The 12905-nt window shown below is 50.5% G+C and carries 12 protein-coding genes; 7 read left to right on the top strand and 5 right to left on the bottom strand.

Annotated elements, in window-relative coordinates; genetic code table 11:
- Positions 1-284 precede the first annotated feature (284 nt).
- The 4 genes from crtO to H6F90_RS22560 all read left to right on the top strand — a co-directional run bounded on the left by crtO (position 285) and on the right by H6F90_RS22560 (position 4230).
- Entirely contained in the window at positions 285-1979 is a 1695-nt protein-coding gene (gene crtO, locus H6F90_RS22575) for a beta-carotene ketolase CrtO (protein WP_190431238.1), read from the top strand.
- A 165-nt stretch (positions 1980-2144) separates the two neighbouring features.
- Positions 2145-3278 (top strand): saccharopine dehydrogenase family protein, encoded by a 1134-nt coding sequence (locus H6F90_RS22570; protein ID WP_190554391.1) that lies wholly within the window; start codon positions 2145-2147, stop codon positions 3276-3278.
- 108 nt (positions 3279-3386) lie between these two features.
- Entirely contained in the window at positions 3387-3758 is a 372-nt protein-coding gene (locus H6F90_RS22565) for a hypothetical protein (protein ID WP_190431236.1), read from the top strand.
- A gap of 175 nt (positions 3759-3933) precedes the next feature.
- The gene (locus tag H6F90_RS22560; RefSeq protein WP_190431235.1) at positions 3934-4230 is read left to right on the top strand and encodes a hypothetical protein; all 297 of its coding nucleotides are present in this window, start codon (positions 3934-3936) and stop codon (positions 4228-4230) included.
- Here the strand turns inward: H6F90_RS22560 and plsY are convergent.
- Genes plsY through H6F90_RS22540 form a run of 4 tightly spaced genes read right to left on the bottom strand, consistent with a single transcriptional unit; the run spans position 4227 to position 7314 of the window.
- Entirely contained in the window at positions 4227-4922 is a 696-nt protein-coding gene (gene plsY / locus H6F90_RS22555; protein ID WP_190554390.1) for a glycerol-3-phosphate 1-O-acyltransferase PlsY, read from the bottom strand. The genes H6F90_RS22560 and plsY overlap by 4 nt on opposite strands.
- Before the next feature lie 43 nt (positions 4923-4965).
- Entirely contained in the window at positions 4966-6042 is a 1077-nt protein-coding gene (locus tag H6F90_RS22550) for a DUF3086 domain-containing protein (RefSeq protein ID WP_190554389.1), read from the bottom strand.
- Between the two features lie 25 nt (positions 6043-6067).
- Positions 6068-6466 carry a DUF3119 family protein gene (locus tag H6F90_RS22545; protein WP_190554388.1) on the bottom strand — a complete coding sequence of 133 codons (399 nt, stop codon included), beginning with the start codon at positions 6464-6466 and terminating at the stop codon, positions 6068-6070.
- A 50-nt stretch (positions 6467-6516) separates the two neighbouring features.
- Entirely contained in the window at positions 6517-7314 is a 798-nt protein-coding gene (locus tag H6F90_RS22540) for an MlaE family lipid ABC transporter permease subunit (protein ID WP_190431231.1), read from the bottom strand.
- Positions 7315-7636: 322 nt separating this feature from the next.
- Between H6F90_RS22540 and H6F90_RS22535 the strand changes: the two genes are divergently transcribed.
- The 3 genes from H6F90_RS22535 to H6F90_RS22525 all read left to right on the top strand — a co-directional run bounded on the left by H6F90_RS22535 (position 7637) and on the right by H6F90_RS22525 (position 11389).
- The gene (locus H6F90_RS22535; RefSeq protein ID WP_190554387.1) at positions 7637-7930 is read left to right on the top strand and encodes a hypothetical protein; all 294 of its coding nucleotides are present in this window, start codon (positions 7637-7639) and stop codon (positions 7928-7930) included.
- A 258-nt stretch (positions 7931-8188) separates the two neighbouring features.
- Positions 8189-9817 (top strand): insulinase family protein, encoded by a 1629-nt coding sequence (locus H6F90_RS22530; protein WP_190554386.1) that lies wholly within the window; start codon positions 8189-8191, stop codon positions 9815-9817.
- Between the two features lie 66 nt (positions 9818-9883).
- Positions 9884-11389, top strand: a complete 1506-nt coding sequence (locus tag H6F90_RS22525; RefSeq protein ID WP_370588073.1) for a M16 family metallopeptidase — start codon at positions 9884-9886, stop codon at positions 11387-11389.
- Between the two features lie 250 nt (positions 11390-11639).
- Here H6F90_RS22525 and H6F90_RS22520 read toward each other — a convergent pair whose 3' ends face one another.
- Entirely contained in the window at positions 11640-12770 is a 1131-nt protein-coding gene (locus tag H6F90_RS22520) for an EndoU domain-containing protein (RefSeq protein WP_190554385.1), read from the bottom strand.
- Positions 12771-12905 lie beyond the last annotated feature (135 nt).

The following is a 12905-nucleotide window of genomic DNA, read 5'->3' as shown; positions in this document are numbered from 1 at the left end:
GATTAACTTAATTAGTTTTCTCCTAACAGCTTCTTAGAGTCTGTTTAGATCGTGCACTTCCGTCTAAAGACGGCTGGTGCGGTTTGTGGCTTAGCTCTATGCGATTTTCGATTTGGTGCTGAGGCCAAAAGTTAGCAAAGGCTGATGGGCGAGACTAAACTAGCGCGATCGCCAAACCTAAGCCCATAAGTTAGCCCAAAACTGGGTCCAAAACTGAGTCTAAACCTGAGCTGTTATCCCACCTACTTGATTGATTTAGGATTACGCCTTCGGAGCTTCATTTCATGGAAACATACGACGTTGTCATTATTGGTGCAGGCCACAATGGTTTGGTCTGTGCTGCTTACCTACTCAAAGCGGGCTATAGCGTTCTCCTATTGGAAAAGCGGTCTGTGCCAGGTGGCGCAGCAACCACGGAAGAAGCTTTACCTAAAGAAGCTCCTGGTTTTCAGTTCAATCTCTGCGCGATCGACCATGAATTTATCCACTTAGGTCCGGTTGTAGAGGAACTGGAACTAGAAAAATATGGCTTGGAGTACCTCTACTGCGATCCGGTCGTATTCTGTCCTCACCCTGACGGTAAGTACTTTTTAGGCCATCGCTCGGTTGAAAAGACTTGTGCAGAGATTGCTCGCTACAGTGAACGGGATGCCCAGAAGTATGCGGAGTACACAGATTTCTGGCAGCGGGTGATTGGCTCGATGGTACCGATTTTCAATGCGCCACCCAAATCCATCATTGATATCGTCGGCAACTACGACATCAAAAAGATGAAAGACCTATTTTCTGTCATTGGCTCTACCAACAAGACGCTGGACTTTATCCGCACGATGCTCACCAGCGCAGAAGACATTCTCAACGAGTGGTTTGATTCTGAGTTTTTGAAGGCTCCTCTGGCTCGATTAGCTGCCGAGTTGGGTACCCCCGTTTCCCAAAAAACTAATGCGGTAGGCGCGATCATGATGGCAATGCGCCACAACCCCGGTATGGCTCGGCCCAAAGGCGGCACTGGGGCCTTAGTCAAAGCTCTGTTGAATTTAGTGACTAGCTTGGGCGGTAAAGTCCTGACCGATCAGCATGTAGAAAAAGTCTTGATTGATGATGGGAAAGCGGTGGGCGTTCGGGTGGCGGGTGGTACCGAGTACAGAGCTACCAAAGGCGTGATTTCCAACATTGATGCGAAGCGGCTGTTCCTGCAATGTATGGATCACTCCGATGTGGATAGTGCTGATCCGGAATTGCGTGAGCGTCTGGAGCGGCGGATTGTCAACAACAACGAAACGATTCTCAAGATTGACCTTGCTCTCTCGGAGCCATTACGGTTTGAGCGCTATAACCATCAAGATGAATACTCGATCGGTTCGATTTTGATTGCCGATTCCGTCAGGCATGTAGAAATGGCTCACAGTGAAGCGAGCGTGGGCAATATCCCCGATTCTGACCCATCCATGTATGTGGTCATGCCCTCAATGCTCGACCCCTCACTAGCTCCTGAGGGCAAACACACAGTCTGGATCGAGTTCTTTGCCCCTTACCAAATTCATGGTGCAGAAGGCACTGGGCTACGCGGTACCGGGTGGACGGATGAGCTAAAAAATAAAGTGGCCGATCGCTGTGTGGAAAAACTGGCAGACTACTCTCCCAATCTGAAACACTCTGTCATTGCCCGTCGGGTAGAAAGCCCTGCTGAATTAGGAGAGCGCTTAGGCTCTTACAAGGGCAACTACTATCACATCGACATGACCCTCGATCAAATGGTGTTCTTCCGCCCGCTTCCAGAGCTGGCAAACTACAAGACACCGATTGATGGGCTGTTCCTGACTGGAGCAGGGACGCATCCGGGTGGATCTATTTCTGGGATGCCTGGGCGTAACTGTGCCCGTGTCTTCATCCACGCTCAACAACCGTTCGCATCAGCTATCTCTGATGCGGGTAATTCTCTCAAGTCAGTCGCGAAATCAGTGTTTCGGATGTCTTAAGACCTTATCCCTCGCCCCTTCTCTCAGAGAGAAGGGGAAATTCGATAGTTCAGTCTTTAAGTAGAGAAAAAGGTCGTTCCCACTACTGAGGTAGAAACTCGGTGAAGCTGGTGAACTATAAAGACGGGGCTGTGTCCCTTTGCTGAGTTGATTTGTGTTGGGTTGATGACGGAGCAAATTTTAATTCTCGGTGGCAGTGGGCGGATCGGCAGCAGTGTGGCAGCAGATATTGCAGCTCATACACAAGCTCAGATTACGATTACTGGGCGAGATGCGATCGCTGGACAAGCGGTTGGCGATCGCTTAGGTCCGCAGGTTCAGTTTCTAGCGCTTGACTTAGCAGAATCAGATAGAGTCCGAGAGGCGATCGGCCAATCCCAATTGGTCATCCACTGTGCGGGGCCTTTTCCCTATCGCGATGCCAGTGTACTCAAAACCTGTATTGAGCTGGGCGTAGATTATCTCGATGTGAGTGATCATCGCTCCTTTACCTGCAAAGCGGTGGATTACAAGGCAGAAGCCGCAGCCGCAGGCGTGACCGCGATCGTGAATACTGGAATTTTTCCAGGTATTTCCAACAGCATGGTGCGCCGGGATGTCGAGCAGTTAGACCAACCGGAGCGTATCCACTTGAGCTATGTGGTGGGTGGATCGGGAGGGGCTGGCATTACGGTGATGCGAACCACGTTTTTAGGTCTGCGCCGTCCCTTTGAGGTGTGGAGAGATCAGCAATGGCAGCAGATCAAGCCCTATAGCGATCGCGAAGCCATTCAGTTTCCAGCACCTTACGGGCGAACTGGAGTTTACTGGTTTGACATGCCCGAAGCCTTTACGCTGCCCGACACCTTTCCCGAAGTGAAGACTGTAGTGACGAAGTTTGGGACTGTCCCAGATTTTTATAACTATCTCACTTGGAGCGTTGCCCACTGGTGGCCTTCTAGCTGGCTGCGGAATTCGGCAGTGATTGAGTTTTTGTCTCAGGTCAGCCATCGCATGACCGATTTTACCGATCGCTTTAGTGGCATCGGTGTCGCTATTCGCTCTGAAGTCACGGGTCAAAAAGCAGGCGAGGCGGTGCGTTGTTGCTCTACTTTAGTTCACGAAAATACGGCGATCGCAGCAGGATACGGCACAGGGACTTTAGCTGAGCTGATGTTGGCGGGCAAACTCAAGAAACCAGGCGTTTGGCCTGTAGAACAAGCCCTACCCACCGACTTATTTGAACAGATCATGGAAAGTAGAGGGTTGAAGATTCACCAGTCCTGGGAACCTATCCAATCCAATAGCCCAAAAGCATAGGGCAAGATGCTTTGTGTAGCCAGAATGTTCCCTCTGACAGAAGGCAGTGCGATCGCTGGCTTGTAGGATGCCTTTCAGCCTGAGTTAATAGATTATGAGGGAATTTTAATGCCAGGAATTTTCTTGAAGTTAGGGAAAGCCCTACTGCAACAAGTCCTAGTTTTGGGATTGATTACGTTAATTAGTCTAGGTGGCTCATTAGCCTTTTTACAGCAACCTAGCTACGCTTCTGCCAGCACCAGCAACACTTTGACCCCTGAAGAGAAGATAGACCGGGCCTATAGTATCCGCGCTGGCACAGGCATCCGGGAAGAGGAATATCAACGCCGCCAACAAGAAGGCCAAGACCCAACTAAGATGAAAGATCCCTACACTAGGGAGATCAAGCCTGACCAAGAAGCCGTGCCCGAAACTAGTGGCTTAGAGAAGAAAATTGATCGTACTCGCAACCTAGTTAGCAAAGTAACGGGTCAGAAGTAATCGCGTTCATTTCCCTTTTCGGTGGTCGTTTTTCGGTTATAGGATAGCGTTTTAAGTTTAGAGGAGGTGCCTGCCAAAGGTGCCTCTTCTACATTTTGGCTACTTTTTCTAGTTTCAGGATGGCCAGTGGTAGCTTAGATACACATATTTATCAGAAGTTACCAGAGAGGCTGGAATGGATATCTCTCGTTTGTTTGTACAACTTGTCATTGCAATGGTGTGTGCTGGCGTGGGTAACATGCTGATTCCTCGCCAAATCCCCGGCAAGATCTTCGGTTTGCTCATCATCGGGCTGGCAGGGGTATGGCTAGGTGAGTGGACCACCAACCTCTTGAAGCGGCAATACAATCTCAGCTTCGGATTTTTAGAGTGGCGGATTGAAGGTGTGCCAATTATCCCTGCCATTATTGGCTCCGCGATCGTGCTTTATATCGTGACTGCCTTACTCAAATGGGGTCGTTACAATAACTAGTTGCTCTCCAACCCTTGCTCCGTTTCTGAAGCTAGTTTCTGCCCAATTCTAGGTTCGGTCCCTGCCAATAGTCGCTGAATATTAGCGCGGTGCCGCAGCACTACATACAAGCCACCCGCGATCGCAAACAACTGGTAAGGCAAAGGTTGGCCAAGCAGCACCATAAACACCAACACCGCGATCGCCGCTGTAATAGAGCTGAGCGAAACAATGCGCGAGACTGCCATCACCACACCAAAAACGGCGAAGGTGGACAAACCGACTTGCCAAGACAGTGCCAGCAACACCCCTAAGCCAGTCGCTACTGATTTACCACCTGTGAACTTGAGCCAAATTGATTTGCTATGTCCCAGTAGCGCCGCCAGACCCGCTAGTGTCACCATCCAATCCAAGGCTGAGCCACTTGCGACGCTGCCTGCTGCTGTTGCGAGTGCTTGGGTCAGTGCTAGGGAATAGCACCAACGCACCAAGGCGATCGCGAGAACTCCCTTCAAGATATCTATAAGTAGGACTGCGATCGCTGGCCCTTTACCCAACGTGCGTAAAACGTTAGTGGCTCCTGTAGAGCCAGAACCATGCTCCCGAATATCAATGCCTTTGAGTAAGCGACCTGCTAAGTACCCTGGTGGAACTGACCCCAAAAGATAAGCCACCCCTAACAGAATTGCGTTTACCGCTAGCCAAAGTGCCATGCCTCTTTCCCCTCACCCGTCAGATTGCAAACTCATTCAGTCTCTAGAAAAATCTTGGCATTTGAGGGTCCGGTGCAAAAGCCAACCACAGGGAAAACTGCAATAGAGACAAGCTAATTTGGTCTTCTGTGTCATCCACAATGATCAGCGGCAATTGATTTTCTTGGACCAAGCGATCGGCTTTTTGGATCAGCGGATCTGGCGCTTCAAATAGCACAATGCCCTGCTCTGGGCCAAAGTCAGCACGAGAGATGCCTAAGCAATCTTGCAAGCCACGTCGCCACTCGCCCAATCGTTCCGGGGTATTAGCCAGGATCAAAGTGCGGACGCGATTGCCGTAAAGGCGGCGCAAAATGGAAACAATGGCAGCAGAAACCAAAATATTTTGTAAGCGGCTCCCCATTGTGCGTAGCGCTCCTCGCCCCCCTTGGGTAAAGAACCAGTTGGACACCCGCTCAGCATGGACCGGCTCAAAGGTGCGTCGCAACTGCCACGGTGGCCCATAGTAGTCGGGTGAGTTGCGATAGCGATCGAGTAAGCTGCGAATTTGCTTGGTTTGGTCTTGAAAAGATTGCTCCGCGAACTGCGGATTGGGGGCAGCTTGGCGCTCTGCTGACTTTGTTTCCGTCACCACTGCTACTGGAGCTTCTTCTGCTTCAGGTACGAGTTCCAGTTCTTCAGCTGCATTGACTAAGTCTTGCAGGCTACCCACTAAATAATCTTTGAATCCTTGCACCCGAATTGCTAGGTCTTGAGACACGCCCGCAAAGGTGGTTCGCATTTCGGTCCGAACACGCTCTTGCCGCCGCTCCAGCTGCTCTACGGCAATTTGTAGCGTCTGCTTGCGCTGTTCTAATTCCCGCAGCCCTTCTTGCACCAAGCGCCCCATCGTAGCCTGGGTTTCCGCCAGTTCGTCTTGTTGCTGCTTTAAGGTTGCTTGCAGAGCTTGGATCTCTTGTTGTAACGTTTGCTCTCGACGCTCCAACTCAGCCACTCTTTGGGCTGGGTCTGCGGTACCATTCGGCCCTATCTCGGCGATCGCGTCCCCAAAGTTCAACGGCTGCGGAGATAGCTTGACTTCAAAGGTGGGTTCTGGCGTTGGAAGTTCGTCTGAGTTCATAGGAAATTATCACAAACTATATTTCTTAGTTGGAATTCGCTTTGGGGCAATGTTGTTCTAAACAAGTTTGCAGCATTTTAGGGTCAAACAAGATGGGCAAAAAATGAATACTCTGCACCTCCTTGAAGTAAAACAAAATGGGCACCTGGGGCCAAAAGATCTGCCAGTTTTGCCAATCTTGGTAGGCGAAACGGCGAATTAATGTCTCACCACGATAAATGTCTAAATCGGTAGAAGTGAAACGTAGGCGCAGTGTTGCGGCTTGGAACAGCAAGAATAGGCCAAATAGCGCGATCGCCAAGCCAACCCAAACTTGAACGAGCAAAAGCGGCACCGCACCCAAAACCAGAACCACAGGCAAAACGTAGCTAGGCGATAGCTCCACGACAGAAGTGGATTGGCTGGAAGCAGGAGTGGCAGTCACAGGTGCTAACCCTCTTGTTGAGTGCACTACTATTCTAAGGGGTTGCGGCTTTACAACCCTTCCAGCACTGCACTACCTGTGCCCCGAAACAGCAGCCAGGACAGAAAAAAGTTAGAGATAAAGATTGCTAATAGCGCTGTCACCACTGCGGTAGTTGTAGATTGCCCTACCCCTTTAGCACCGCCTGTAGTAGTCAGGCCCCAACTCGTACCAATGACTGCAATCAGCGCCCCAAACACAACTGACTTAATCACAGAACTCAGTAAATCGCCCACATCTAAAAAATTCCGGGCTGAGTTGAGAAAGGTGGACTGCGAGAGGTCATAGAGATTCGTCGCAATCAATAAGCCACCTGCCATGCCAGTCACAAAAGACATCAGAGTCAAAATTGGCAGCATTAAGCAGCAGGCAATCACGCGCGGAATAACTAAGTAATCAATCGGGTCAGTTTTGAGGACGTAAAGCGCATCAATCTGCTCAGTCACCTGCATCGTCCCGATTTCCGCCGCAAACGCAGAACCCACTCGCCCTGCCAAGACCACCGCAGTCAGAACTGGCGCTAGTTCGCGAGCCAGAGATAAGGCTAGGACGCCTCCGACAGCATTACTCGCTCCGAAGGTAATAAACTCACGTGCTACCTGAATCGTGAACACCATGCCGACAAAAGCGGCTGTAACGAGGGCGATCATCAGAGAATCTGGACCCGCCACTGCCATCTGATCGAGGGTGTTGCGACGGTGAATCTTACCTGCTAGGAGATGGATAAGAACTTGTCCACCTAGCAGAACCGCTGCCAGCAATCGCTGAGTCCATAAACCAAAATTGGAACCGGGTGTCGTTTCGCTCAATGGGAGGATGTAACAGGCAACAACCTTATCCAGAATAAGCCGATAGATCCTGATTCGGGTAGATCATGATTCGAGAACTACGGTCAGAACATGCTTGCTTGAAAGGTGAAACCCCACTCAATCTAATGAAGCACTGTTAAGTTTCTGAGCGATCGCCTCAATCAAATGGCGGGATCAGCCACAGTTCTTCAACAACCTTTTTAATGAAGATTTAAGATTTTTGAAATCTACTTTTAATTAGAGCGATCGCGATTATTGTAGAAACCAGTAAGTATGCTTACCCCATACTCATTGTCAGTCCCACCGGAGTATGCTTCCCTGCATGAGTATTTTAACCCCTTTTCTCCGTTCGCTACTGCTGACAAGCGTTTTGAGCTTCACTGCTCCTCTGATCTTAGTGGGAGCTATTTTAGTAAGTCTCTCTTTACTAGGCTTCGTCCCCTTGTTAGAGTCGGTCGGGGCAACGGGAGTTAAGCAAGTTTTACAGTTTTTGGCTACATTCGGCAGTGGGCAGCCATTTCAAGGTCTCGTGATTATTGGCTTCGTCTGCGGTCTAGTTGGCGGCTTATTCGACACCTTTAACTTCTACCGCTACCAAAATCTCCGCAACCATTAAGCTCTGTGATGCTAGCCAGCAGAAAGCCCAGCCAAATGGCTGGGCGGAACGTCACGCAAACCTAATTGCTATTTCTAGCTTCGCTCGATCTCGCTGAAGTTACGGGATTCGGCGTTGTAAGTTATCAAATCTTTTCACGGCGATCGCAACTGTATCCGTAAAAACCGAAACTGATTTTTGGGCCGAGATGCAGCGGAAACGAACGAGATGGCTGAGCAGTCTTTATCCTGTAGATCAGTGCTGTTCGCTTCAAAGTTCATGATTCAGTTCAATCAAATTTTTCGAGTTTTGACATCGCTCGTCAAACCACAGCCGATCCCACGGTTAGGACCGCGCCAGTGGCCACAAGCGATCGCGATCGGTTTGGCTAGCCTCCTGCTGAGCTGCGCCATGCTACCTAGTGGAGCCTTTGCGGCCACCCCGCAAACTGAGGCGAAGACTCCTGTACCTGCTCCCTCTATTCAGCCGTATCTGGATCGAGTCATGGATCGGGTGACTGAGTTTCGGCTTGAGAATGGCTTGAAGTTTATCGTGCTGGAGCGGCACCAAGCCCCGGTGGTTTCGTTCCTCACCTATGCCGATGTAGGAGGAGCCGACGAACCAGATGGCAAAACTGGAGTCGCCCACTTTCTAGAACATTTGGCCTTCAAAGGTACACAACGCATTGGCAGCAAGAACTATCGGGCAGAAAAAGCAGTACTCGATCGCCTAGATACCTTAGCCAAACAAATCAAAGCCGCTGAAGTTGCAAAAAATTCAGCTAAAGTGGCGCAGCTCAAGCAAGCTTTTGAGAAGGCGGAGGCTGAAGCAGTCAGCTACGTTCAACAGAACGAATATGGCCGTATTGTCGAGCAAGCCGGAGGCGTGGGCCTCAACGCCACCACCTCTTCAGATGCCACCCGTTACTTCTACAGTTTTCCAGCTAACAAGCTAGAACTGTGGATGTCGCTGGAGTCGGAGCGCTTTTTAGAACCCGTGTTTCGTGAGTTCTACAAAGAAAAAGACGTGATTTTGGAAGAGCGGCGGATGCGGGTGGACAACTCACCGATCGGCCAAATGATCGAAACTTTTCTAGATGCTGCCTACGACAAGCATCCCTACCGTCGGCCTGTCATTGGTTACCCGGAAGATCTCAAAAACCTGACACGCCAAGATATTGCCCAATTTTTTGACACCTATTATGTCCCCAACAACCTGACCATTGCCGTGGTGGGGGATGTGAACCCGTCAGAAGTCAAACGCCTAGCCCAAACTTACTTTGGCCGCTACAAAGCTCGCTCTGCGCCACCTAAGCTAACGGTCGTGGAGCCACCCCAAACCAAAACCAAAGAAGTGACGGTGCGGCTACTCTCACAGCCTTGGTATCTAGAGGGTTATCACCAACCCGCGATGAACCATCCCGATCATGTGGTTTATCAGATGATTGGTAGCATCTTGAGTGACGGACGCACTTCGAGGCTTTATAAGTCATTGGTAGAAAAGCAGCAGATTGCGCTCTCGGCTCAAGGATTTAGCGGTTTTCCCGGCGACAAATATCCCAGCTTGATGCTGTTTTATGCCCTGACTGCCCCCAACCATACTGTTGATGAGGTGGCAATCAGCTTGCGCTCTGAAATTGAACGGCTGAAAACAGAACCCGTCTCTGCGGAAGAACTCGATCGCGTCAAAACCCAGTCACGGGCTGGTTTACTGCGATCGCTCACCTCTAACTCTGGCATGGCCAGCCTACTGTTGGAATACGAAGTCAAAACGGGTAGTTGGCGAAATTTGTTTGAAGAATTGGATGCGATCGCGGCAGTCACGCCTGCTGATATTCAACGAGTGGCTCGGGAAACCTTCCGCCCCGAAAACCGCACCATCGGACGGCTGTTACCTCAAACTTCATAACTACCTGATGGCCGTTCTTCGTCTTATGTTCAGTTTTATCCATAGCCACAGGAGGCTCGATTGATCGTGCGGCAGTTTCAGTTGCCTAAAGGCAGCCTTGGCAGAAAATTTGTGCGTCGTTTGGCCGTAGGATTCGCTTTCCTCACGCTGCTCCTTCTAGCATTGAGGCCTGCGCCTGCCTCAGCCCTCACCGCCAAACACTACACCGAATTAAACTTCCCTCCTCTACCAGAAGTTCAAATTCCTCAGTACAGCCGCTTTCAACTCAAAAACGGCATCATTGTGTACTTGATGGAAGACCATGAGTTGCCCCTCGTCAGTGGGACGGCTCTATTTCGCACAGGCGATCGCCTAGAACCGAGCGATAAAGTAGGTTTAGCCGGATTGACTGGGACTGTCCTTCGCACTGGAGGCACTCAACAGCATCCCGCCGATGCCCTGAACCGACGCTTAGAACAACTCGCTGCCTCTGTAGAGACAGGGATCAGCGCCACCTCAGGCAGTGCCAGTTTTGATGCCTTGGCAGAAGACTTGGGAGAAGTATTTGGTTTATTTACTGAGGTTCTGCGTCAGCCCACCTTTGCCCAAGACAAACTAGACCTCGCTAAAACTCAAACCAGAGGCGGAATTGCTCGACGCAATGATACTCCCGACGACATCGCGGGTCGAGAGTTTGAACAGTTGCTGTATGGAGAAACCAGCCCCTACGCTCGGATTGTGGAATACGCCACCCTCGACAATATTTCGCGGGATGATGTGTTGAGCTTTTACCAAAATTACTTCCACCCCAACAACATGATTTTGGGGGTTGTCGGTGACTTTGACAGCAAACAAATGCGATCGCTGATTCAGGCCAAGTTTGGTGATTGGCAAGCTACGCAACCGATTAAGCCGACTTTACCAACGGTTACCCAAGCTAATCAGGGCGGGGTCTTCCTAGTCGATCAACCGCAATTAACCCAAAGTTATGTGCAAGTGGGGCACTTGGGCGGCCAACTCAATAGCCCTGACTATCCAGCCCTAACCGTGATGGATGGCGTGCTGAATGGCTTTGGTGGACGCTTGTTCAATCAGGTGCGATCGCGCCAGGGCTTAGCTTATTCGGTCTATTCAGCTTGGAGCGCTCGCTACGATTATCCGGGCGTATTCCTAGCAGGGGGACAAACGCGATCGGATGCCACCGTGCCCTTTATCCGGTCGGTTATGGCAGAAATTGAGCGCATTCGCACCACTCCTGTTTCCACCCAGGAACTCGCTTATGCCAAGGACTCGGTGCTCAACTCGTTTGTGTTCAACTTCCAAGATCCAGAACAAACTCTCTCGCGATTAATGCGCTATGAGTACTACGGCTACCCAGCGGACTTTATCTTCCGCTATCAGCGCGGCGTGGAAGCAACCACCAGTTCTGATGTGCAGCGAGTGGCTCAAAAATATCTCAAACCAGAGAATATTTTGACGCTAGTGGTGGGCAATGCCAAAGCGATCGCGCCACCATTAACAAGCCTCGGCCCCAAGGTCAAAGTCACTCCCATAGACATCACCATCCCAGAACCCAAAGCTGCAAGAAGCTAGCAGCCTGCAATAGAGGTGTCGGTAGGGGGAAAGGGGTAAAGCATTCAGCCGTCGAGCTAGAAGCAAAGACCATCAACTCAAAACTGAATGCTTTACCCAGCCCAAAGGAGTTGATGAGGACTGTTGACTGCGATCGCCCTCAAAGGGTTTAGCATTTGGATCACTCGTTAAAGTTTTTGGCTCCCCAATTTGGCTCAAATGCTAAACCCCTACAAGCTTTTATGACTTCTCCTCGCCCTAAAGATGCACCTTAGCTACGGCAAGGTCTGCCGCTGGGTGTGGCATCGGGATAAAAGGTAACAATGGCATTGCGATCTTTGACAAACACGGCTTGGTAGGATTTGCCCGTAGGCTGGTCTTGAACCCGATATAAGCAGGCTCCCTGAGCGTTGCCCCGGGCTTTGAAGGCTTTCGTTGCGTCTAATAACATCTCTTGAGCATCGCTGATTAGCGGGTAGCCTTTGATCGTATCGGTCCAGGTTTGGTTGCCTCGCTTAACCACCACTCCTAAGGTATAAAGCACGCCAGGCTCTACTTCTTCACGGTTGAGATTGTTACCTAAGCGGCCCCCAATCTTCTCGTTTTGCAATTGTAAGTAGCGACCGACAAAGTGTAGCCCACCAATTTTCTGTGGGCCTTCTAGCTCCCCGCAAAAGATGTGTTCGAACCCACCCCGATCTGACCAGGCTGCTGTGAGATCATCGAGAAATTCTGCTTGCGTGTTCCGTCCAGGCAGAAGTTCACCCCCCACAGCGGTTTGAATTTGACGCAGCACCTCAGGATGATTAGCCATTAGCTGCTTGAAGCGGTTGGCATTGACTGTACTGCCAATGGGGCCACAGGTTTGCAACACGGCTTGGTCAAAGGCGGTCAAGCTAGGTGCTGGTGGCGTAATATCGGCGGGGCGACCTGCGGGAAAGCGATGTACTTCTAAGTTGTTGGATTGATCAAAGAAGGGAAGCAGGGCTGTGCTGCTAGGATTGGAGGGACGAGTTCTCGTCTCACTAGTACTGCCATTTGGGGCATTGCTATTTGGGATATTGCCGTTAGCAGCCGAACCTGCTTGGAAGGTGCCGCAGTTAGCACTAACCCAACGGCGCTCAGGATTAGCATTAGGGACTTTGATTAAGACAAATCGCCGCTCGGCGCTATTAAATCCAATTACTTGATAGCGCTGATTCTTCGCGACTCTGATATTGCCTGGGTTGGGGCCATTGATGGCTCTGGTGGCTGGGCAGGTCTGAGTGATAATTAGAGTTCCGGATTGCAGCACTTGAGCTTGGGCTGGAGCGATCGCCAGATTGCTGATAGCCAGACTCAACAAGACAGCTCCAAGCGTCAGACTAGCGGTAAAGGGAAGTTGATTGATCTGTCGTTTCATAAATAAATTTCAGTTAAGTAGACGAACACGCGCAAGAATTTTCTGCTCACCATTTTCCATCTCTCCGGTTCTTCCGGAAGCATGCTTAAACTAGCTCAAGAATTAAATGGGTTAACTCACCACCTGGGGTGAGCA

Origin of the sequence: Trichocoleus sp. FACHB-591, from assembly GCF_014695845.1 — a bacterium.
Classification (GTDB): domain Bacteria; phylum Cyanobacteriota; class Cyanobacteriia; order FACHB-46; family FACHB-46; genus Trichocoleus.
Note: the sequence above shows the minus strand (reverse complement) of the source record. Positions and strands in the feature narration are given on the sequence as shown.